The 21,764-nt window shown below is 69.4% G+C and carries 19 protein-coding genes and 1 other RNA gene; 15 read left to right on the top strand and 5 right to left on the bottom strand.

Annotated features, from left to right (window positions below):
- Window positions 1-69: 69 nt before the first annotated feature.
- The 14 genes from H556_RS0112715 to H556_RS0112655 all read left to right on the top strand — a co-directional run bounded on the left by H556_RS0112715 (window position 70) and on the right by H556_RS0112655 (window position 14,692).
- Window positions 70-393: a hypothetical protein gene (locus H556_RS0112715; RefSeq protein WP_024354799.1), complete on the top strand. Its 324-nt coding sequence runs from the start codon at window positions 70-72 to the stop codon at window positions 391-393.
- Between the two features lie 10 nt (window positions 394-403).
- On the top strand, window positions 404-1,165 hold the full coding sequence (locus H556_RS0112710) for an N-acetylmuramoyl-L-alanine amidase (protein WP_024354798.1): 762 nt from the start codon (window positions 404-406) through the stop codon (window positions 1,163-1,165).
- A 32-nt stretch (window positions 1,166-1,197) separates the two neighbouring features.
- An RNA gene (rnpB, locus tag H556_RS15930) (RNase P RNA component class A) lies at window positions 1,198-1,576 on the top strand.
- 487 nt (window positions 1,577-2,063) lie between these two features.
- Window positions 2,064-2,540 (top strand): division/cell wall cluster transcriptional repressor MraZ, encoded by a 477-nt coding sequence (locus H556_RS0112705; protein ID WP_024354797.1) that lies wholly within the window; start codon window positions 2,064-2,066, stop codon window positions 2,538-2,540.
- Window positions 2,537-3,499 (top strand): 16S rRNA (cytosine(1402)-N(4))-methyltransferase RsmH, encoded by a 963-nt coding sequence (rsmH, locus tag H556_RS0112700; protein ID WP_024354796.1) that lies wholly within the window; start codon window positions 2,537-2,539, stop codon window positions 3,497-3,499. The genes H556_RS0112705 and rsmH overlap by 4 nt, the downstream gene beginning before the upstream one ends.
- Window positions 3,496-3,891, top strand: coding sequence for a cell division protein FtsL (gene ftsL, locus H556_RS0112695; RefSeq protein WP_024354795.1), 396 nt, complete (start codon window positions 3,496-3,498; stop codon window positions 3,889-3,891). The genes rsmH and ftsL overlap by 4 nt, the downstream gene beginning before the upstream one ends.
- A complete protein-coding gene (locus H556_RS0112690) occupies window positions 3,888-5,666 on the top strand; it encodes a peptidoglycan D,D-transpeptidase FtsI family protein (protein WP_024354794.1) in 1,779 nt (592 codons plus the stop codon). The genes ftsL and H556_RS0112690 overlap by 4 nt, the downstream gene beginning before the upstream one ends.
- Window positions 5,663-7,132, top strand: a complete 1,470-nt coding sequence (locus H556_RS0112685) for a UDP-N-acetylmuramoyl-L-alanyl-D-glutamate--2,6-diaminopimelate ligase (RefSeq protein WP_024354793.1) — start codon at window positions 5,663-5,665, stop codon at window positions 7,130-7,132. Before H556_RS0112690 ends, H556_RS0112685 begins: the two co-directional genes overlap by 4 nt.
- Complete coding sequence (locus tag H556_RS0112680; protein ID WP_024354792.1) at window positions 7,125-8,567, top strand: UDP-N-acetylmuramoyl-tripeptide--D-alanyl-D-alanine ligase; 1,443 nt, start codon at window positions 7,125-7,127, stop codon at window positions 8,565-8,567. Before H556_RS0112685 ends, H556_RS0112680 begins: the two co-directional genes overlap by 8 nt.
- Before the next feature lie 12 nt (window positions 8,568-8,579).
- On the top strand, window positions 8,580-9,689 hold the full coding sequence (gene mraY, locus H556_RS0112675) for a phospho-N-acetylmuramoyl-pentapeptide-transferase (protein WP_024354791.1): 1,110 nt from the start codon (window positions 8,580-8,582) through the stop codon (window positions 9,687-9,689).
- 4 nt (window positions 9,690-9,693) lie between these two features.
- Complete coding sequence (locus H556_RS0112670; protein ID WP_024354790.1) at window positions 9,694-11,223, top strand: Mur ligase family protein; 1,530 nt, start codon at window positions 9,694-9,696, stop codon at window positions 11,221-11,223.
- Window positions 11,220-12,401, top strand: coding sequence for a putative lipid II flippase FtsW (gene ftsW, locus H556_RS0112665; protein ID WP_024354789.1), 1,182 nt, complete (start codon window positions 11,220-11,222; stop codon window positions 12,399-12,401). The genes H556_RS0112670 and ftsW overlap by 4 nt, the downstream gene beginning before the upstream one ends.
- A 14-nt stretch (window positions 12,402-12,415) precedes the next feature.
- Entirely contained in the window at window positions 12,416-13,501 is a 1,086-nt protein-coding gene (gene murG, locus H556_RS0112660; RefSeq protein ID WP_024354788.1) for an undecaprenyldiphospho-muramoylpentapeptide beta-N-acetylglucosaminyltransferase, read from the top strand.
- Between the two features lie 63 nt (window positions 13,502-13,564).
- The gene (locus H556_RS0112655; protein ID WP_024354787.1) at window positions 13,565-14,692 is read left to right on the top strand and encodes a mechanosensitive ion channel family protein; all 1,128 of its coding nucleotides are present in this window, start codon (window positions 13,565-13,567) and stop codon (window positions 14,690-14,692) included.
- 16 nt (window positions 14,693-14,708) lie between these two features.
- Here H556_RS0112655 and H556_RS0112650 read toward each other — a convergent pair whose 3' ends face one another.
- Entirely contained in the window at window positions 14,709-15,155 is a 447-nt protein-coding gene (locus H556_RS0112650) for a hypothetical protein (RefSeq protein WP_029673626.1), read from the bottom strand.
- An 85-nt stretch (window positions 15,156-15,240) separates the two neighbouring features.
- On the opposite strand from H556_RS0112650, the gene H556_RS0112645 reads away from it, so the two are divergent.
- A complete protein-coding gene (locus tag H556_RS0112645; protein WP_024354786.1) occupies window positions 15,241-16,101 on the top strand; it encodes a WecB/TagA/CpsF family glycosyltransferase in 861 nt (286 codons plus the stop codon).
- Window positions 16,102-16,244: 143 nt separating this feature from the next.
- Here H556_RS0112645 and H556_RS0112640 read toward each other — a convergent pair whose 3' ends face one another.
- The 4 genes from H556_RS0112640 to H556_RS0112625 all read right to left on the bottom strand — a co-directional run bounded on the left by H556_RS0112640 (window position 16,245) and on the right by H556_RS0112625 (window position 21,755).
- On the bottom strand, window positions 16,245-19,685 hold the full coding sequence (locus H556_RS0112640) for an AAA family ATPase (protein ID WP_024354785.1): 3,441 nt from the start codon (window positions 19,683-19,685) through the stop codon (window positions 16,245-16,247).
- Between the two features lie 10 nt (window positions 19,686-19,695).
- Complete coding sequence (locus tag H556_RS0112635) at window positions 19,696-20,352, bottom strand: DsbA family protein (RefSeq protein WP_029673625.1); 657 nt, start codon at window positions 20,350-20,352, stop codon at window positions 19,696-19,698.
- Window positions 20,353-20,457: 105 nt separating this feature from the next.
- Entirely contained in the window at window positions 20,458-21,093 is a 636-nt protein-coding gene (locus H556_RS0112630) for a thioredoxin domain-containing protein (RefSeq protein WP_024354783.1), read from the bottom strand.
- A 104-nt stretch (window positions 21,094-21,197) separates the two neighbouring features.
- Window positions 21,198-21,755 carry a DUF721 domain-containing protein gene (locus H556_RS0112625; protein WP_024354782.1) on the bottom strand — a complete coding sequence of 186 codons (558 nt, stop codon included), beginning with the start codon at window positions 21,753-21,755 and terminating at the stop codon, window positions 21,198-21,200.
- Between the last annotated feature and the right edge of the window lie 9 nt (window positions 21,756-21,764).

Raw genomic sequence — 21,764 nt, 5'->3', positions numbered from 1 at the left:
CCGTTCAGGTCGATGGACCGACATTGCGCTTCAGGCGTTCATCAGGACGCTGAGAGAGGCTTTGAGTTCATGATCAACTCCGACCCGATGGGCCCGCTGGGTTTCAACGCGCGCCGTCGGCCCGGTTCCGGCCTGCTGGCGCCCTTCGTCTGGGCGGCGGGGCTGGTCGCCACGGCGTTGGCCGTGACCGTGGGCGCCCTGCTGGCCGTCTTCACCGCCGCCGCCGTCGCCATGATCGCCATTGTCGGCGGGGTTCTGGTCTTCTTCGCCGGTTTCGCCCTGCGCGCCCGCCGCGCCATGACCGCTCGTCGCCGTCGCGACGATGGCGTCATCGACGCGCGTAAAGTCGGCGACACCTGGGTGACCTACGGCTGGGAAAAGGAAGGGCGCTGATCGGCCCCTCATGACCGCCTACACCGACGCGCCTTCTCCAAACTTCGACGCCCGGCGCGGCCCGCCGGACATGCTGGTGCTGCACTATACCGGCATGCAGACAGCCGAGGCGGCGATCGCGCGCCTGCGCGACGCCGAGGCCAAGGTCTCGGCCCACTATGTCGTCGATGAGGACGGCTCCATCCTGCGTCTGGTGGCCGAAGAGCGCCGGGCCTGGCACGCCGGGCGCGGCGCCTGGCAGGGCGAGACCGACGTCAACGCCGCCTCCATCGGCATCGAGATCGTCAATCCGGGCCATGAGTTCGGCTATCGCCTGTTTCCCGAACCGCAGATCGAGGCGGTGATCGCTCTCGTGGCGGACATCCGCACCCGCTGGTCCATCCCTGACGCTCGCATCATCGGCCACTCCGACATGGCGCCCGAGCGCAAACAGGATCCCGGCGAGCTCTTCCCCTGGAAGCGTCTGGCCGAGGCCGGGCACGGCCTGTGGTTTGATCCGGCGCCCGAGCGTATCGGCGCCCTGGGCGCGCCCCTGTCGCCGGGCGACGAGGGGCTGGGCGTCATTGTCCTGCGTTCGGGCCTGCACCGGCTGGGCTATGGGGTTCAGCCCGGCGGCGCCTATGACGACGAGACACGCCTGACGGTCGAGGCCTTCCAGCGCCACTGGCGGCCGGATCGGGTGGATGGCGTCGCCGATGGCGAGACGCGCGCGCGTCTGGTGGGGTTGCTCCAACTGGCCTCGGTTGAGAGCGTGACGGGGGTTCTGGATTGACGCGGCGCCCTATCGCGCGCATCTAGCGCTCGCCAGACGGCCGGGCGGTCGCGGCGGGGGCTTGCTCCTGTCGAGGAAAGTCCGGGCTCCACGGTGAAAAGGCGGCGGGTAACGCCCGCCCGGGGTGACCCGAGGGACAGCGCCACAGAAAGCAAACCGCCTGGGCTTCGGCTCAGGCAAGGGTGAAAGGGTGGGGTAAGAGCCCACCGCGTCGGCGGCAACGTCGACGGCATGGCAAGCCCCGCCTGGAGCAAGACCAAATAGGGACATCGCGCGGGGCTCGCTCCGCAGGGTTCACCGCCCCAGATGTCCGGGTAGGTCGCGAGAGCTGTCCAGCAATGGGCGGCCCAGAGGAATGATCGTCGCCGCTTTCGGGCGGAACAGAACCCGGCTTACAGGCCGTCTGGTGTTTATTTCAGGGACAACTGACCCTCTCCCGGCGGGAGAGGGCTTGAGCTTCGGAGAGCCGAAGGCGATCCGCCAAGCGAAAGGGTGAGGGGCTTGTCCTGTCAGTCGGCGTAAGCCGTCGCGCCACGGCCTTTGGCCGACGTCACCCGCGAACCCTCACCCTTTCGCCTTCACCAATCGCTTCGCTCTTGGAGGCTCAAGCCCTCTCCCATCGGGAGAGGGTTACTCGTTAACCATTCCGTTGAAATCAAGGCGTTAGAACCCGTCCACAGCCTGTGAATACTCATTTTGTTCTATGTATGTTCTGATTTTACAGTCCTCGACGCGACGAACGAACCGCAAATTAGGTTAAAGGGCGTCAACTAATCCCATTGAGGCCCATTCTGTCCCATGCTATCCCAATGGCTCATGAGTAGGGGCCGAACGCCCGACGCGTGGGTTTTCTTCAACGGATTTCAGGGACGGGCCGCAGGGTTCGATTGGGCAGGGCGTGTTTCTCTCGACCTACGAGAAGCAGCTGGACGGCAAGCGCCGTCTCCTGATCCCTCAGGAATTCCGCACGGCTGAGAACGGCGCCGAGCATGGCGTATTCTGCTTCCCCTCCATCGAAGCCGACTGTCTGGAAGCGGGCGGGGACAAGCTGTTCGCCGAGTACCGCGCAGTGATCGAAAGCCTGCCTTTTGGCGATCCCTACCGCTCGGCGCTGGAAGCCTCGATCTTCGGCGAGCAAAAGCCGCTGGCCTATGACTCGGGCGGGCGCATCACCCTGCCGGAACATCTGTGCGCCGAGGTCGACCTGTCCGACACGGTCGTCATCTACGGCGTCGGCGAACGCTTTCAGATCTGGAACAAGGACAAGTGGGCCGCGCACCGCGCCGAGCAGCGACGCATGGCGCGCGAGGGCCTGAAGCAGTTCGGCGAGATGCGTCGCCAGGCTGCTGCGGCGAAGGCGGGGGGGGCGGCATGACCTCTCCGCACGCGCCTGTCCTGCTGGCTGAAGTGATCGAGGCGCTGGCGCCCAAGGCGGGCGACGTCGTCATCGACGCGACCTTTGGCGCGGGCGGCTATACGCGCGCCATTCTGGAGCGCGGCGCGGATGTGGTGGCGCTGGATCGCGACCCGACGGTGCAGCTTTTCGCCGAGGCCGTGGCGCGTGACTTCCCTGATCGCTTTCAGCTGATCCGCACGCCGTTCTCCGGTCTGGCCGAGGCGTTCGAGGAGAGCGGCAAGGCGAAGCTGGACGGCGCCGTCTTCGACATCGGCGTCTCGTCCATGCAGTTGGATCAGGCCGAGCGCGGCTTTTCCTTCATGCGCGACGGGCCGCTGGACATGCGGATGAGCGATGAGGGCGTCACCGCCGCCGACATCGTCAACACCTGGGACCACGGGCCGCTGGCCCATATATTCAAGCTGTACGGCGACGAGCGCCAGTCGGGCCGGGTCGCCACCGCCATCCTGCGTCGCCGGGTCGAGCAGCCGTTCACCCGCACGCTCGATCTGGCCGAGGTGGTGGAGAAGGCTCTGGGCGGGCGCCGCGGCGCCGCCATCCATCCGGCCACCCGCGTGTTTCAGGCCCTGCGCATCGCCGTCAACGATGAGTTGGGCGAGCTGGAGCGCGGGCTGGAGGCGGCCGAGGCGACGCTGGCGCCGGGCGGCCGGCTGGTCGTCGTGACCTTCCACTCGCTGGAAGACCGCATCGTCAAGGCTTTCCTGACCGAGCGCACCGGCAATGCGCCGGGCGGATCGCGCCATGCGCCGGTGGCGGTCGAGATGCGCAAGCCCAGCTTCGACCTGATGTTCAAGGGCGCGCGCGAGGCGGGCGAGGCCGAACTGGCCGCCAACCCTCGCGCCCGCTCGGCCAAGCTGCGCGCAGGCGTTCGCACCACCGCCCCGGCCTGGGGCGCGGTGAAGGGGAGGAGCGCATGATCGCCATGCCCGCCCCCGTCAAACGCCTGTTCGAGTGGAAGGTGCGCGGCGTGCGCTGTGTCGAGATCATCGGCGTGGCCTGCGTGCTGGCGCTGGTCTTCTCGGTCTATATCGCCAAGGCGGCCGCCGCCCGCGAGAGCGCCGAGATCAGCCGCATCGAGCGCGACATCCGCGAAAACCGCGAGCGGGTCCGCCTGCTGCGCGCCGAAGTCACGCGGCTGGAGCAGCCCGCCCGTCTGGAGGCCCTGTCGCGCGAGATCGGTCTGGGGCCCGTCGATGTGAAGAAGCAGGCGGGCGAGGCGACCTTGCCCGAAATCGCGCCGCCGCCGGTCGAGAAGCCGGTCGAACCGGCGTCTGCCGCGGCCGCCGCCGCCGTGGAGGCCGTGCAATGAGCGTGCATGACCATCACGGCATGGGCTATCGCGGCCGCCCGCAGGCGACCTTCGGCGGGGCCGTCTCGGCCTGGGGGCGCTGGGTCGCCTCCCTGGTGTGGAACCTGGAGCATTCGTTCGAGCGCGCTCGCGCCGACGCGCGCCCGGAAGAAGACACCCGCGTCCGCATCTTCCTGATCATGGCGGCCTTCTGCGGCGTGTTCGCCTGTCTGGCCGTGGGCGCTGCGCACGCGGCGCTGCTGACGCCGCGCGGCGGGGCGGGGGCGGGTTTCCATCCCGGCGCCCTGACGCGCGCCGATCTGGTGGACCGCAACGGCCAGCTGCTGGCGACCAACATCACCCACTACGGCCTCTATATCGACCCGCGCGAGGTCTGGGACATACCGGCCGCCAAGGCGCAGCTGCGCCGCGCCCTGCCACGCATCCCGGCCAAGCGTCTGGACAAGGTGATGAGCGGCGAGCGCCGCCTGATCGTGCTGACCGGCCTGACGCCGTCGGAGCGCCGCGCGGTCCATGCGCTGGCGCTGGGCGGGGTGACGTTCGAGCCGGAGGATCGCCGCGTCTATCCGCTGGGCAGCTCGGCCGTGCATCTGATCGGTCGTTCGGATACGGGCGGCGAGGGCGTTGCGGGCGCCGAACTGGCCTTCAATCAGGAAATCCGCGCGGCGGGCGTCGCGGGCGAGGACTTCCCTCTGTCGATCGACCTGCGGGTTCAGGGCGTGGTTGAGAACGAGCTGGCGATCGCCGCCGAGGAGCACAAGGTCAAGGGCGCCGTCGCCGTGGTCGCCGACGTGCAGACGGGCGAGATCCTGGCGATGGCCTCGTGGCCGACCTATGACGCCAACCGCCGCAACGCCGCGCCGGAAGAGGCCACGCTGAACCGCGTCGTCTCGGCCCACTATGAGATGGGTTCGGTGTTCAAGAGCTTCACCGTCGCCGCCGGGATCGACACCGGCCGGGCCGACATGAACACCCTGTTCGACGCCTCTCAGGCGCTGCAGATCGGCAAGCGCCGCATCACCGACTTCCACGCCACCAACAAGGTGCTGACGCTGGAGGAGGTCTATCTGCATTCGTCCAACATCGGCACCTCGCGACTGGCGGTCGAGATGGGCGGCGATGTGATGCGCGACTATTTCCGCCGTCTGGGCCTGCTGGACGCCGCGCCGATCGAACTGAAGGAATCGGCCGCCCCGCCCAAGGTGCGCAAGTGGGACGACAGCACGCTGGCGTCGCTGTCCTTCGGCTATGGCGTCATGGTCACGCCGATTCAGTATGTGGCGGCCTATGGGGCGCTGAGCAACGGCGGGCGCTATGTGGCGCCGACCCTGCGCAAGGGCGGCCGTCCGAACGCCCAGACGCATCAGGTCGTCTCGCCCGAGACCTCGGCGACCATGCTGGACCTGATGCGCCGCAACGTGACGCGGGGTTCGGGCCGGTTCGCCGATGCGCCGGGTCTGCGCATGGGCGGCAAGACGGGTTCGGCCAACAAGCTGGTCAACGGCCGCTATAATCCGGCGGTGGCCGTCGGCTCCTTCGCCGGGGTCTTCCCCGCCGACGGGCCGGTGGACGCCAAGCGGTACACCGTCTTCGTCCTGATGGATGAGCCGGGCGTCTATCCGCGCACCGGCGGCTATGTCGCCGCGCCCGCCGTGGGTCGCATCGCCAACCGCATCGCGGGCTTCCTGGGCGTCGAGCGCAAGGCCGACCGCTGGTCCACCGCGCTGGGCGAAAAGATCCCCGAGTTCCAGGACGTGGAGGGCGACGGCCGATGAGCCTTCCCAGCGCCCACCTGCGCCTTTCCGAACTGCTGCGCCGCGACGTGACCTCGGATCCCGAGATCACCGCCGTCACCGCCGACAGCCGTCAGGTCGTGCCCGGCGCCCTGTTCGTCGCCCTCCCGGGGACGCAGGCCGACGGCCGCGCCTTCATTCCGCAGGCGCTGGCGAAAGGCGCCGCCGCCGTGCTGGCGCCGTCCGACACGCCAGAGGGCGCGGCGCCGGTTCTGGTCGGATCGGGCGACGTGCACCGGGCCTACGCCATCGCCGCGCGCGCCTTCTACGGCGCCCAGCCGCGCACCTGCGTCGCGGTGACGGGCACCAACGGCAAGACCTCGGTCGCCAACTTCTGTCGCCAGATATGGGCGGGGATGGGCCTGAAGTCGGCCAGCATGGGAACCCTGGGCGTCGTCGGCCAGAAGGGCGACAAAACCTACGCCCTGACCGGCCCCGGCCTGACCAGCCCCGACGCCGCCGAGGCCGCCCGCCTGTTGGCCGAACTGGCCCGCAAGGAGGTCACGCACCTTGCGCTGGAGGCCTCGTCCCACGGCATCGACCAGCGGCGTCTGGACGGGGTGGCGATCAAGGCGGCGGGCTTCACCAATCTGACGCAGGATCACCTCGACTATCACGGCACGATGGACGAGTACCGCGCCGCCAAGATGCGCCTGTTCGAGGCCCTGCTGCCGCGCGGTCGCACGGCGGTTCTGAACGCGGATTCCGACGCCTATTCGGCCTTCGCCTCGGCCTCGATCATGGCGGGGCTGGGCGTGATGGGCGTGGGCGAGCGCGGCCGCGACCTGACCCTGCTGGCGCGTCGGGCGACGCCGGAGGGCCAGCGCCTGAGCATTGACGTGCGCGGCCGGGTACATGACATTCTGCTGCCGCTGGCCGGGGCGTTCCAGGCGTCGAATGCGTTGGTGGCAGCGGGCCTGTGCATCGCGGGCGGCGAAGACCCTGATCGCGTGATCCCGGCGCTGGAACTGATCCAGGGCGCGCAAGGCCGTCTGCAACGCATCCCCGGCGGCGCGCGCGGCGGCGAGGTCTATGTCGACTACGCCCACACCCCTGATGGGCTGGAGACGGTGCTGAACGCCCTGCGTCCGCACGCGACGGGCAAGCTGATCGTCGTCTTCGGCGCGGGCGGCGACCGCGACCGGGCCAAGCGTCCGCTGATGGGCGAGATCGCCGGGCGTCTGGCTGATACGGCCATCGTCACCGACGACAACCCGCGCTCCGAAGACCCCGCCGCCATCCGCGCCCAGGTCCGTGCCGGCTGCCCCGACGCGCTGGAGATCGGCGACCGCCGCGAGGCCATCCGCCACGCCGTCTCCCTGATGCGCGAAGGAGATGTGGTCGTGATCGCCGGAAAAGGGCATGAACAGGGTCAGATCGTCGGCGGGGTCGTGCATCCCTTCGACGACGCCGCCGAAGCGACCGAAGCCCTGAAAGACCATGCCTGACGCACGCACGCCGCTCTGGACCGCCGAAGCGATCGCCTCGGCGACCGGAGGACGGCTTCATGGACCCGACGCCTCGATCTCGGGCCTGACCTACAACAGCCGCGAAATCGCGCCGGGCGACCTGTTCCTGGCCCTGCACGGCGCGCGCGACGGGCATGAGTTCGCCGAGGCCGCCTTTGCGGCGGGCGCGACGGTGGCGCTGGTCGACCGGCCGGTCGAGGGCGGGCCTTACGTTCTGGTTCTCGACACGCTGAAGGCGCTGGAGGCGCTGGGCGTCGCCGCACGTGATCGCGCTCGTCTGCGCGGCGCCGTCACCGGCAGCGTCGGCAAGACCAGCGTGACCCAGGCGATCAAGGCGGGCCTTGATCTGGCCGGATCAAGCCACGCCTCGATCAAGAGCTACAACAACCATATCGGCGTGCCGTTGACGCTGGCGCGCATGCCTCAGGGCACGGACCGCGCCGTGTTCGAGATCGGCATGAACCATCCGGGCGAGATCGGGCCGCTGTCGGCCTTTGTGCGCCCGCACGCCGCCTGCGTCACCACGGTCGGGCCGGTGCATATCGAAGCCTTCGCCGACGGCGAGGCGGGCGTGGCGCGCGAGAAGGCCGCCATCTTCGAGGGGCTGGCGCCGGGCGGGATCGCCGTGGTCAACGCCGCCGACGCCCATGCCGACATCGTGCGGCAGGGGGCGGAAAAGGCTGGGGCCGTGGTGCGGACCTTCGGCCATGATGCAGGCTGTGACGCGCGCCTGCTGGAGTTTGTGGCTGATAGCGAGGGCGCGACCGTCACGGCTGAGCTGGACGGACGGCGCATCGAATATCGCCTCGCGCAATCGGGCGTGCACTGGGGGCTGAACAGCCTGTGCGTCATCCTGATGCTGCAGGCGCTGGACGTGTCGCTGGAGACGGCGTTGCAGGCGCTGGCAGGCTTCCAGCCTCTGGCCGGGCGCGGGCAGGAGCGGACGGTGGCCGTCCCCGGCGGCGTCTTCACCCTGATCGACGAGAGCTACAACGCCAATCCGCTGTCGATGAAGGCGGGCTTCGTCAGTCTGGGCGCGCGGTCGGTGGAGCCGGGCGGGCGCCGCGTCGTCGTGCTGACCGACATGCTGGAGCTGGGCGAGCACAGCCGGGCTCTTCACGAAGGGCTTGCCCCCGCCATCGTCGCCGCTGGTCTGGACGTGGTGCATACGGCAGGGCCGCAGATGCGCCTGCTGCATGAGGCCCTGCCGCCTGCGCTGCGCGGGCAATGGCGCGAGACCGCCGCCGAACTGGCCGCTGAGGCCGCGGCCCTGATCCAGCCCGGCGACGTGGTCATGGTCAAGGGCTCGAATGGTTCGAAGGCGTCGCTGGTTGCTGCAGCGCTTGCAAATCTCGGCGTGACCGAACAAGGCAACAACCCCTCAGGCAGCGGCGCGCCGCACGCGACGCGATAGGGTCACCCAAGAATGTTCTATCTGCTCTATCTCTATTACGCGGACGTCGCTCAGGAATATCCGCTGCTGCACCTGATCCAGTATCAGACGGTGCGCGTGGCGCTGGCGATGGCGACCTCGATGATCGTGGCGGTCGCGATGGGCAGCCGCTTCATCAACTGGATCCGCGCCAAGCAGGGCCGGGGCCAGCCGATCCGCGACGACGGCCCGGTGTCGCACCTGTCCAAGGTCGGCACCCCTACCATGGGCGGACTGATGATCCTGGCGGGCATCGGCGTGGCCGTGCTGCTGTGGGGCGACCTGACCAACCCCTATATCTGGATCGTCTCGGGCGTGACGGCGGCCTTCGGGGTGCTGGGTTTCATCGACGACTACGCCAAGGTGACGAAGCAGACCTCGGCCGGGCTGACGTCCAAGCAGAAGCTGCTGGCCCAGACCGTCGTGGCTGTGATCGCCGGCGTGCTGACCGTGCTGTGGATGACCCAGTCGCCGACCTCGCCGGGGCTTGAGACCTCGATCGCCTTCCCCTTTCTGAAGGCGGTGCTGCTGAACATCGGCTGGTTCTATGTGGCGTTTGCGGCCTTCACCATCATCGGCTTCTCGAACGCGGTGAACCTGACGGACGGGCTGGACGGACTGGCCATCGTGCCGGTGATGATGGCGGCCGGCGCCTTCGGCATCATCTCCTATCTGGTCGGCAACTTCCTGTTCGCGGACTATCTGCAGGTCCACCATGTGCCCGGCGCGGGCGAGCTGGCCATCTTCTGCGCGGCCATCATCGGCGGGGGCATGGGCTTCCTGTGGTACAATGCGCCGCCGGCCAAGATCTTCATGGGCGACACCGGCTCTCTGGCTCTGGGCGGCGCCCTCGGCTCGATGGCCGTGGCGACCAAGCACGAGCTGGTGCTGGGCATCGTCGGCGGCCTGTTCGTGGTCGAGGCCGCCTCGGTGATGATCCAGGTCGGCTACTTCAAGCTGACGGGCAAGCGCATCTTCCTGATGGCGCCGATTCACCACCATTTCGAGAAGATGGGCTGGCCGGAATCCACCGTGGTGATCCGCTTCTGGATCGTCGCCGCCATGCTGGCCCTGGCCGGTCTGGCCACGCTGAAGCTGCGTTGATCCGATGATCCCCGTTCCCGGCTTCGAGGGGCGTCGCGTTGCGGTCTTCGGCCTGGGGCGGTCGGGGATCACGGCGGCGCGCGCGCTTCAGGCCGGGGGCGCGATCCCCGTGCTGTGGGACGACGGCGTCTCAGGCCGGATGCAGGCCGAGGCCGAGGGCTTCCTCGTAGAGGATCTGACGCGCGCCGACTGGTCCGGGTTCGCCGCCCTGGTGCTGTCGCCCGGCGCGCCGCTGACCCACCCCAAGCCGCACTGGAGCGTCGAACGCGCCCATGAGGCGAGCGTGCCGGTCATCGGCGATGTGGAGCTGTTCGCGCGGGCGCTGGCCGCCCTGCCGCAGGGGCAGCGGCCGCGCGTGGTCGCCATCACCGGCACCAACGGCAAGTCGACGACCACGGCCCTGATCGGCTGGGTGCTGAAGCAGGCGGGCCTCCGCGTCCACATCGGCGGCAATATCGGCATCGGGGTTCTGGCCCTGCCCGAGCCGATGGCGGATGCGGTCTATGTGATCGAGGTGTCGTCCTATCAGCTGGACCTGACGACGGGCTTCGCGCCGGACGTGGCGATCCTGACCAATGTGTCGCCGGACCATCTGGACCGTCACGGCGGTATGGAAGGCTACGTCGCTGCCAAGCGCCGCATCTTCCAGGCGCAGGATGGAGAGACGCTGGCGCTGGTCGGCGTGGACGAGGAGTGGGGCCGGAAGGCTGCGACGGACCTGCGGGCGCAGGGGCGGCGCGTAGAGACGGTCGTGTCCCTTCCTTCTCCCCTCGGGGGAGAAGGTGGCTTGCAGAGCAAGACGGATGAGGGGGGCGTATCCCCTGTCGCATCTCATGCCGAAGAGGCGCCGTCGTATCTGACATCCCCCTCATCCGAGCCGCTTCGCGGCCCACCTTCTCCCCCGAGGGGAGAAGGGTATTCGGCGGCGGCGGGTGTGTTGATGGCTGGTAGCGAAATGCTGGCCGACCTCTCTGCCGCCCGGTCCTTGCCCGGCCGCCACAACGCCCAGAACGCTGCCTTCGCCTACGCCACAGCGCGAGCGCTGGGCGTGCCACACGAAGCGGCGGTTGAGGGGCTGCTGACCTTCCCCGGCCTGTCGCACCGGATGGAGGCCGTGGGCCGCCTCGGCGACGTGCGTTTCATCAACGACTCCAAGGCCACCAACGCGGACGCCGCGCGTCAGGCGCTGGCCTCCTACCCTGCCGTTTTCTGGATTGCGGGCGGGAGGGCCAAGGAGGGCGGCATCGACGCCTTGCGCGACCTCTTCCCGCGCGTGACCAGGGCCTATCTGATCGGCGAGGCGGCCGACGCCTTCTCCGTCACCCTGGCCGATACCCCACACGTCGTCGCCCATACGATGGAGCGGGCCGTCGAACTGGCCGCCGCCGACGCCGCTGCGGCTGGAGGCGAGCAGGTCGTCCTGCTGTCGCCCGCCTGCGCCAGCTTTGATCAGTTCCCTGATTTCGAGGTCCGGGGCGAGGCGTTCCGCGCCGCCGTCCTGGCCCTGGGCGCACGGCCGGAGCCTGCCGCATGACCCATAACAGCTACAGCCACCCCTTCTCGCGCAACGACCAGAGCATGGTGGCGCGCTGGTTCTGGACGGTCGATCGCGGCCTGCTGGGCGCGGCGCTGACGCTGATGGCGCTGGGGGTGGCGCTGAGTTTCGCCTCAAGCCCGGCGGCCATTCTGGCTGATGAATCGATCCGCGATCCCTTCCACTACTCGTGGCGGATGATGGTCTTTTCGACCATGGGGCTGTGCGTGATGCTGGGCGCGTCGCTGCTGTCGCCGCGCGGGGTGCGGCGGATTGCGGTGCTGGCCCTGTTCTGCGCCATCGTGGTCATGGCGGCCCTGCCGTTCATCGGCGATACGGTGAAGGGAGCGGCGCGCTGGATCAATCTGGGGCCGTTCAGTCTTCAGCCGTCCGAGTTCGCCAAGCCCGGCCTGATCGTCTTCGCCGCCTGGATGTTCGCCGAGGCTCAGAAGGGCGAGGGCGTGCCGGGCGTCAGCATCGCCTTCGGCATGTGGGCGCTGACGGTCGGCCTGCTGCTGATCCAGCCGGACATCGGCCAGACCCTGTTGGTCACCACCACCTTCATGGCCGTCTTCTTCATGGCCGGGGTGCCGCTGAAGTGGGTGGCGGCGCTGGCGGCGGTCGGAGCCGGCGGGGTGGTGTCGCTGTATTTCATGTTCAGCCACATGCGCGACCGCCTGAGCCGTTTCCTGTCGCCCGAGACGACCGATACCCACCAGATCGACCGCGCCTCCGAGGCGATCCGCGCCGGCGGCCTGGTCGGGCGCGGCATTGGCGAAGGGGTGATGAAGCGCCACGTCCCCGACCTGCACACCGACTTCATCTATTCGGTGGGGGCTGAGGAGTTCGGCCTGGTGCTGTCGCTGATCATGATCGGCCTGTACGCCTTCATCGTCATTCGCGGGATGCGCAAGGCGATGAAGCTGAACGATTCCTTCGAACAGACGGCGGCGGCGGGGCTGTTCATGCTGATCGGGCTTCAGGCCTGCATCAATGTGGCGGTGAACCTGAACCTGATCCCGACCAAGGGGATGACGCTGCCCTTCATCAGCTATGGCGGGTCGTCCATGATGGCCATGGGGCTGACGATGGGGTTTGCGCTGGCCCTGACCCGGCGTCGTCCAGGCGCCTATGAACTGGGGTCGAACGTGGCCCCGCGCCGTCGCCTGCTGCCGTAAGAGAGCATCATCCCATGACCAAGGTCTGCGTCGTCGCCGCCGGGGGCACCGGCGGCCATATGTTCCCCGCAGAGGCGCTGGCCCGCGAGATGGCGGCGCGCGGCTGGCGCGTGGTGCTGGCCACCGACAAGCGCGGCGAGCAGTACGCCCACGCCTTTCCCGCCGAGGCGCGGCTGGCGCTGGACGCGGCGACGGGGCGCGGGCCGATCGGCCTGCTGAAGGCGGGCGTCGCTATCCTGAAAGGCGTGGGGCAGGCCAAGGCCGCCTTCGACCAACTGGGGGCGGATGTGGTGGTCGGGTTCGGCGGCTATCCCTCGGCGCCCGCCCTGGTCGCGGCGGTGGCGACGCGGCGGCCGACGGTTATCCATGAACAGAACGCCGTCCTGGGCCGCACCAACCGGATGCTGGCCTCGACCGTCGGCACGGTGGCGGCGGCCTTTCCGACGCTGTGGCGCGCCCCGGCCAGGGTCGGCGCCCGCGCGCGCCTTGTCGGCAACCCGGTGCGACCGGACATCCGCGCCCTGTTCGACCGGGCCTACGCCGCGCCGGTCGAGGGCGGGCCGATCCATGTGCTGGTGACAGGCGGCAGCCAGGGCGCCCGCATCCTGTCAGAGACAACGCCGCGCGCGCTGGCGGCCCTGCCCGAGGCCATCCGCAACCGGCTGAAGGTGCAGCAGCAGTCGCGGCCCGAGACGCTGGAGGCCGCACGCCAGATCTACCTCGACGCCGGGATCGAGGCCGAGGTCGCCCCCTTCTTCCGCGACATGGCCGACCGGCTGTCCAAGGCGCATCTGGTGATCGGGCGGGCAGGGGCTTCGACCTGTTCGGAACTGGCCGTGGCGGCCCTGCCGTCGGTGCTCATCCCGCTGAAGATCGCGATGGACGACCATCAGACGCTGAATGCGCGCGCGTTGGCCGAGGCGGGCGCGGCGAAGGTGATCGCCGAAGACGACCTGACCGTCGATGGTCTGACGACCGCCCTGACCGCCATTCTGTCCGATCCTGCGGCGCTGGCGGCCATGTCGGCTGCGGCTCGTTCGGTGGCTATCCCCGACGCCGCGCAGCGGCTGGCCGATCTGGTGGAGCAGGCGGCGGCCTGAACCCTCTCCCATCGGGAGAGGGAAGCGGGTGACGTAGCTGTTTCGCGCGTCTAACCTTCCTCCATGCCCCAGTTCGTCATCGACCTGACCAACACCGTCTTCGCCCTCTGGCGTCAGTTTCACTGGCTGCCGAAGTGGGCGGTGATCTCGATCATCACGGTCGTATTCGTCTTCATCGGCTGGGCCGCCAATCAGGTTGTCTTCGCCCTGCTGAGGCTGGCGGTGCGCAACCGCGACGCCTTCTGGAAGGGGATGCTGAAGCGCGCTCGGCTGAAGGTGCGGCTGGCGGTGATGATCATCGCCCTGGCGCTGGCGGTCACGGTGTCGCCCCTGGCGCCCGAACCGTCGCTGTTCATACGCCGGACCCTGCTGTTCTGCTTCATCCTGGTGTCCGGTTGGATGCTGGCCGGCGCGGTAGACATGGGCGCCATCGTCCACCTGAAGAAGTTCAACATGGAGGCGGAGGACAACCTCTACGCCCGCAAGCACGTCACCCAGACGCGCATCCTGCAACGGGTCGCCGCCATATTGATCGGCCTGGTGACGCTGGGGCTGGCGCTGCTGACCATTCCGGGGGTCAAGCAGTGGGGGCTGTCGCTGCTGGCCTCGGCCGGGGTGGTCGGCATCGTCGCCGGTCTGGCGCTGCAGCCCTTCCTGACCAATCTGATCGCGGGCATCCAGATCGCCACCTCCCAGCCGATCCGGCTGGACGACGCCGTGATCGTCGAGGGCGAGTGGGGCCGGGTCGAGGAAATCACCTCGACCTATGTAGTGGTCAAGCTTTGGGACTGGCGGCGCATGGTGCTGCCGCTGACCTATTTCATCCAGAAGCCGTTCCAGAACTGGACGCGCGAGGATTCGCGCCTCATCGGCGTGGTCTTCCTCTACGTCGACTATGAGGCGCCGATCGAGCGGCTGCGTGTCAAGCTGGAGCAGATCGCCCACGCCTCGCCGCACTGGGACGGCGACGTCGTGGCCCTTCAGGTGACGGACATCACCGAACGCACGGCCCAGATCCGCTGCCTGACCAGCGCGCGCAACGCGTCGGTCGCCTTCGATCTGCGCGCCGAGGTGCGTGAGAAGATGCTGGCCTTCATGCGCGACGAATGCCGCGAGGCCCTGCCGCGCGACCGCGTCGATCTGGATCGCGAGGAGCGCGGCGCCCTGCGCCTGAAGCCGGAAGCGCCATGACGATCAGGGGGCGGTCTTAGGGCGCCAGCCGCGCGCGGCCGATCCACACCGCCGCCGCTGTCGATGTCGCTTCCACCGCCGGAACAGCCTTTCCGCACGCCGCAACGGCCAGCGCCGCAGCATCCTGACCCGGCGTGATCGGGGCCGGCGGCGCCTTCTCGGGCGTGACAGGGCCTTCGGTCCCGTCCGCGCGCAGCGACGCGAAATCCAGCCGGTCGGCCGTCCAGGCGGCGCAGTCGAACCGCCACCACGACCAGCCGCCGACATAGGCGACGCCGCCGATCAGCATGTCCTCGCGGCTGATCTGCAGCGACCGCATCCGCACGACAGAGGCTCCCTCGTCGGGCTCCGGCATGGTCGACGCCAGATCAGCGAAGACGGCGAACCGGTTGCTGCTGGTAAAGGCCAACAGCGGCGGCGGCGCGGCTTCGACGGCGGGCGGCGGCGGGGGGATGGTCAGCATGCTTGCTCCGAGGTGCGCCGGTGTTCGGTTTGGATTAACCCTGTCCGCATACCCGATGTTGAAACGGCCAGGCTAGACAGCCGTCATGTATCACGCGCCGCATGGTTTTGACCCCTCCGGTCCCCCGCCTGACCGCCGCCGTCGGCAGCGGGCGCCGTTTCGCCGGACACGCCGTCCGGACGAGCGGATCATCCTGCTGGGCGAGCCGGTCGATCTGGTCCGACCCGAAGAGGTGCTGCTGCATCTGGAGCGCAGCGTGGACGCGGGCGTGCAGACCATCGTCGCCAACCACAATCTGCACAGTCTCTATCTGATCCGGCGCACGCCGGGGATGCGGCGTCTGTATGAGGCGGCCGATCTGATCGAGCTGGACTCCACGCCCCTGATCCATTTCGCCCGTCTGCTGGGCTATCCGGCGCGGCCGCACCATCGCTGCACCTATCTGGACTGGCGCGACCATTTCTGGACCCTGGCCGACCGCAGGGGCTGGCGCGTCCTCTATGTCGGCGGCGCCGACGGCGTGGCCGAAGAGGCGGCAGGTCGCCTGACGGCCCGCTACCCGCGCGTGACGGTGCAGGGGCTCAGCGGCTATTTCGACGCGACGCCGGGGTCCTTGGGCAATGCGGCGGTTCTGGCGGCGATCAAGGATTTCGCCCCCCACGTGTTGTTCGTCGGCATGGGGATGCCGCGTCAGGAGCTGTGGATCGCGGACAATCTGGCCTCCCTGCCAGCGGTTCCGATCCTGCCGGTGGGCGCCGCCTTCGACTATGAGGCCGGGGTGCAGAAGGCCGCCCCGCGCTGGATGGGGCGGCTGGGCGTCGAATGGTTGTTCCGCCTGTTCGCTGATCCCAAGCGGCTGTTCGCGCGCTACTGCATCGAGCCGTGGTTCCTGATCGGACCCGCCCTGGCCGACGTGCGCGCAGCCATGCGGCGCCGAAAGCGCTGAACTCTTCCTCCCCATGAAATGGGGAGGGGGACCGCGAAGCGGTGGAGGGGCTTTGCGACAGCGGAACCAAGCGGCCCCTCCGTCTCGTCGGCTGCGCCGTCGATCCACCTCCCCATTTCATGGGGAGGAGAGGCGCCCTTACCTTACGCAGTCACGATCTCTTCGGCCTGTTGCAGGTCGACGCTGACCAGCTGGCTCATGCCGCGTTCGGGCATGGTGACGCCGTAGAGGCGGTCCATCCGGCTCATGGTGACGGGGTTGTGGGTGATGACGATGAAGCGGGTGTCGGTGCGGCTGCGCATCTCGTGCAGCATCCGGCAGAAGCGGTCGACGTTGGCGTCGTCCAGCGGCGCGTCCACCTCGTCCAGCACGCAGACCGGCGCCGGATTGGCCAGGAAGACGCCGAAGATCAGCGCCGCCGCCGTCAGCGCCTGCTCGCCGCCGCTCATCAGGCTCATGACCGACAGCCGCTTGCCGGGCGGGCAGGCGTAGATTTCCAGCCCCGCCTCCAGCGGATCGTCGCTTTCGACCAGCTTCAGTTCGGCCTGACCGCCGCCGAACAGGGCCTCGAACAGGGTCTTGAAGTTGGTGTTGATGACGTCAAAGGCGGCGATCAGCCGCTCGCGTCCCTCGGCGTTCAGCTCGTCGATGCCGTCCCTGAGTTTTGCGATCGCCTGCGTCAGGTCGATGCGCTCGGTTTTCATGGCGCTGAGCCGGTCGCCGTATTCGGCCGCCTCTTCCTCGGCGCGGAGGTTGACGGCGCCCAGCGCCTCGCGCTCGCGCTCAAGACCGTACAGCAGGCTCTCGGCCCCCGCCGCGTCGGGCGGGCGGGCGATGGCGTCGTCGGTCAGTTTCCGGCCCAGTTCCTCGGGCGACATCTGCGCCGTCTCGCGGATGTTGGCCGCGCTCTCGGCCAGCTTTTCGGCCGCCGCCTCGGCGCGAGCGGACAGGCCCGCCCGGCTCTCGCGTGCCTGAGAGGCGGCGGTTTCGGCGGCGCGGGCGGCGCGGTCGGCTTCCTGAGCGCCCGCCTCGGCGACAGCCACGGCGTCGGTCGCCGCCTGCTTGCGCTTCTCGGCCTCGGCCAGAGAGTCCATCAGGGCGTTGCGCTGCTCGACGAAACCGGCGGGCGCGGCCTGCGCCTTCGTCAGAGCGGCTTGCGCCTTCTCGGCATCGCGCTCCAGCGTTTTGAGGCGGGCGGCGCTGTCGCCGGACCGCGTGACCCAGCCCTCGCGGGCGCGGGTCAGGCTGCCCAGCCGTTGCTCGCGCATGGCGCGGTCGCGCGCTTCCTCGTCGCGGGTCGAGCGGGCGGCCTGCGCCGCCAGCCGGGCGCGCTCGGCGCCGCCGCGCGCCTCGGTCAACTCCTGACGCAGGCCGACGACCACGTCGGAGGACGACTCCACCGAACTGGCCTCGGCGAAGGCGGCCTCGGCCTCTTGCACCTCGCCGTTCAGCCGGGCGACCGTCTCGTCCAGCGACTGGGCGCGGGCCTCCTTGCGGGCCTGATCGCGCATCAGGGATTCCAGCCGGTCACGCGCCGAGACCACCTGTTTGTCTAGGGTGAAGGGGCGCAGGCGCGCGGCCTTCACCTCCTCCTCGGCGGCGCGGAAAGCTTCGCCCGCTGCCTTCAGCGCGCCTTGCGCCGTCTCCAGCGCGGGCTTGCCGAGGTCGATCTCGGCTTCCAGTTCCGACAGGCGGGTGCGCTGGGCCAGACGCACGGCGGCGGGGCGGGGCGCTTCGGCGCGGCTGACGAAGCCGTCCCAGCGATAGAGGTCGCCCTCGACCGTCGTCAGGCGCGCGCCGCGCGGCAGGGCGCGGGCCAGTTCGGCGATCCGTTCGCGCGGGGCCACGCCGCAAAAAGCCAGACGCGCCGCCAGTTGATCCGGCGCGGGCACATGGGCGGACAGGGGCTCGACCCCTTGCGGCCAGTCGGGCGGCGATGCCTCGGCGCCCGCCCAGTGTGCAGGGGCGCGGGTGTCCAGCGCCGCGTCGAGATCATCGCCCAGCGCGGCCGCCAGCGCGGCTTCATACCCCTTGGCCGCCGACACCTGATCCAGCGCCGGAGGGTGCTCGCGCTTGCCCGTGACCAGCAGTTGGGCCAGTCCGCGCGCCTCGGTTTGCAGACGCCCCAGCCGGTCCTCGGCGGCGCGGGCGTTGGTGCGCGCCTCCTGCTCGGCGCGGGCGATGTCGCTGCGTTTTGTCTCGGCGGCTTCGACGGCCTCGCGCGCGGCGGCCAGTTCGGTCTGGGCGGTTTCCAGCGCCGTGCGCGCGGTCTCGATCTCGGGCGTTTCCAGAGGGCCGAGGGCCTCGCGTTCGCGGCGGGCCTGTTCGTGCTGACCCTTCACGCGCGCCAGTCGGGCCTCGGCGTCGCGCTTCCTCGCGCTTTCAGCGTTGGCGCGGGCCTCGACGGCGGCCAGCGTCCCGGCCAGTCGTTCGACCTCGGCGTCGGCGGCCTTGCGGGCGTCCTCGGCTTCCAGCAGGGCGCGTTCCAGTTCGGGGCCGAGCTCGGGGGCGGCGGCGATCTCGGCCTTCAGCTTCTCAAGCTCGCGGCCCAGCCGTTCCAGCTCGCGCCCGGCGTCGGCGGCCATGCTGTCCTCGCGCACACGGTCGGCCTCGATGCGGGCGACCTCGGCCTTCAGGCGGTCGACCTCGGCGCGGGCGGCCTGTTCGGCCATGTCCAGTCGGTCGCGCTCGATGATGGCGCGGTTCAGCAGGGCGGTGGCGACCGCGTCTTCCTCGCGCGCGGGCTTCAGCCCCTCCTGGGCGTTCAGGGCCGCCGTCTGGGCCGCCGCCGCCGCCGTGGTGGTCTCGGCGACGAGACGATCCGCCTCGCGCAGTTCGGCCGCCGCCGTCTCGGCCGCCGCCTTGGCGTCGGTCCAGCGGACGTAGAGCAGGGCCGCCTGAAGCGCGCGGATCTCGGCCGAAATCTTCTTGTACTTCTCCGCCTGACGCGCCTCGCGCTTCAGCCGGTTCAGCGTCGACTCCAGCTCCTTGCCGATGTCGTCCAGCCGGTCGAGGTTGGTCTCGGCGGCCCGCAGCCGCAGCTCCGCCTCATGGCGCCGCGTGTGCAGGCCCGCCACGCCCCCGGCTTCTTCGAGGATGCGGCGGCGGTTCTGCGGCTTGGCGGCGATCAGTTCGCTGATCTGGCCCTGACGCACCAGGGCCGGGCTGTTGGCGCCGGTCGAGGCGTCGGCGAACAGCAGCTGCACGTCGCGCGCCCGCACCTCCTTGCCGTTGATGCGATAGGTCGAGCCGCGACCGCGCTCGATCCGGCGCGAGACCTCCAGCATGGGGCTGTCGGTAAAGGGTTGGGGCGCGCGCTTGCTGGCATTGTCGATGGTCAGCTGGACTTCGGCGTGGTTGCGCGGCGGACGGCCTGCGGCGCCGGCGAAGATCACGTCCTCCATGCCCTGGCCGCGCATGGCTTTGGCCGAGTTGGCGCCCATGACCCAGCGCAGGCTTTCCAGCACGTTCGACTTGCCGCAGCCGTTCGGCCCGACGATGCCGGTCAGCCCGGCCTCGATCTGCACCTCGGCCGGGTCGACGAAGGATTTGAAGCCGACGAGCCGGAGGCGCTGGAACTGCATCGCGTCGGCGTCAGCGCGCCCGGATCAACGGGTCGATGGCCGCTGACAGGGCCTCCAGCGAATGGTCTTCGACCCGCTTGCCGTTGACGAAGAAGGAGGGGGTGCCCGTCACGCCTGCGGCCACGGCGCCCTCTACCTCGGCCTGCAGGGCCTGACTGGTGGCGGGGGCCTTCAGACAGGTCTCGATCTGTTCCTGCGTGCGGCCGCTGGCGGCGATGGCGTTCATGAACCATTCGCGGGCGTCGCCTTTTTCGAAGGCGGCGGCCTGACCGCTCATGAAGGCGCGGGCCACGTCGAAAAAGCGGTCCGGCGCGGCGCACCGCCCGATGCCCGCCGCCGTCGAGGCGATCTGGGCCGGGGCCGTGGGCATGTCGCGGAACACCAGCCTTGCCTTGCCTGTGTCGATATAGCGGGCCTTGAACTGGGGCAGCACCTCATTGGTCCAGTCGGCGCAATGGTTGCAGGTGAAGGAGGCGTACTCGATCACTGTCACGGGGGCGTCGGCGCGGCCCATCACCCGGTCGGCCGTCGTCACGGCCGGAACCGCCGCCTGCGCGGAGGACGAGGATGCGGCGGACTTGCGGACCAGGTCCATCGCGACGGCGGGAGCGGCGCTCAGGCCGACAATCGCCAAGGCCGAAATCAGGGGCAGGATGTGACGGGTCATGAGCGCTTTATAGCAGGGGATCGATGTGGGCTGACAGGCCTTTGGGTGACTGGCACTTGGGCGGCTGGCGGTGAGCAGGCCATACGCCGCCCACCGCCTTGCCGTTTACTTCGCCAGCGCCGCGTCGATGGCCTCAGAGAGGCCGGACAGGGAGCTGTCGGCCACGTTCACGCCGTTGACCGTGAAGTAGGGCGTGCCGGTCACGCCGGCGCTGATGCCGGCCTGAATGCGCTTCTCCATCGCATCGATGGCGGCCTTGTCGCGGATGCAGTCGTTGATCTGCTGCTCGCTGAGGCCTGCCGCCTGACCGGCGCGGAACAGGGTGGTGCGCGGCGCCACGCCCGCCAGCCATTCCTTCTGGCTGGCCATGATGTCGTGAACGACGTCGAAATACTTGTCCGGACCGGCGCAGCGGGCGATCAGGAAGCCGGCGACGGCGATGTCTTGCGGTGGCGTCGGGAATTCGCGGAAGACGTAGCGGACCTTCTTGGTGTCGATGTATTTGGTCTTGAACTCGGGATAGACCTCCTCATTCCAGACGGCGCAGTGGCCGCAGGTGATCGAGGCGTATTCCACGACGGTGACCTTGGCGCCTTCGGGCGCGCCCTGGGCCATGTCGCCTGCGACTTCGCCCCCGGCGCCGCCGCCCGAACAACCGGCCAGCACGGCCATCGAGGCCAGGGCGGCGGCGGACAGGGCGGCGCGGCGGCTCATGGCGGCGTATTTGAAGGTCGGGGCCATTGGAGGTCCTTGTCAGAAATGAGATGCGGAACCGTCGCGCGATTCTCGCGCGCGAGCGAAAACGTCTGAATGTCGAGAACGCCGGTGGCGAAGGTTTGTCAACGTCACTCTTTGCGCGGGGGCTGCGACAGCACGGCGCGCCCCAGCTTGCCCAGCGCCGCCTTCAGCCCGTCGGGAGCCGCCTCGACCGAGGCGTTCAGCTCCGCTTCCATCGCGGCGGGCAGGGGCGGCAGGACCGCGCGGCCGCGCGGGCGGGGCCTGGCGCCCTCGGCAGGCAGGGGCTTCACCGGCCCTTGGGCGATGCGCAGTTTCTCGACCGAACCTGCGCCCAGAAACAGGTTCACCCGCTGGATGATATCACCCGATTGGTGCTGGACCAGCAGGGCGGCGGGACCAGCGACGCGCAACTCCAGCGTTCCGCCCGCATTGCCGCGTCCCTTGGTCAGCTTCTGCGGGCGAGTGACGCGGGCCAGACGTTCGCCGACGATCTCGACCCAGCGCGGCTCCAGCGCCGAGGCGCCGCGCCCGAACTGGGCGTCCAGCTTCTTGATCAGCGGCGCCAGCGACCGGCCCGCAGGGGGCGGCGGGCGCAACGGCGGGCGCGTCCGGCGTCGAGCCAGGATTTCGCGCGCTTCGCTTTCGGTGGGCAGGGGACGACGCATTCGTCCTAT

The sequence above is a fragment of the Brevundimonas naejangsanensis DSM 23858 genome, from assembly GCF_000421705.1.
GTDB lineage: Bacteria > Pseudomonadota > Alphaproteobacteria > Caulobacterales > Caulobacteraceae > Brevundimonas > Brevundimonas naejangsanensis.
The sequence above is the reverse complement of the archived record's forward strand: the minus strand, read 5'-3'. Positions and strand labels throughout refer to the sequence as shown.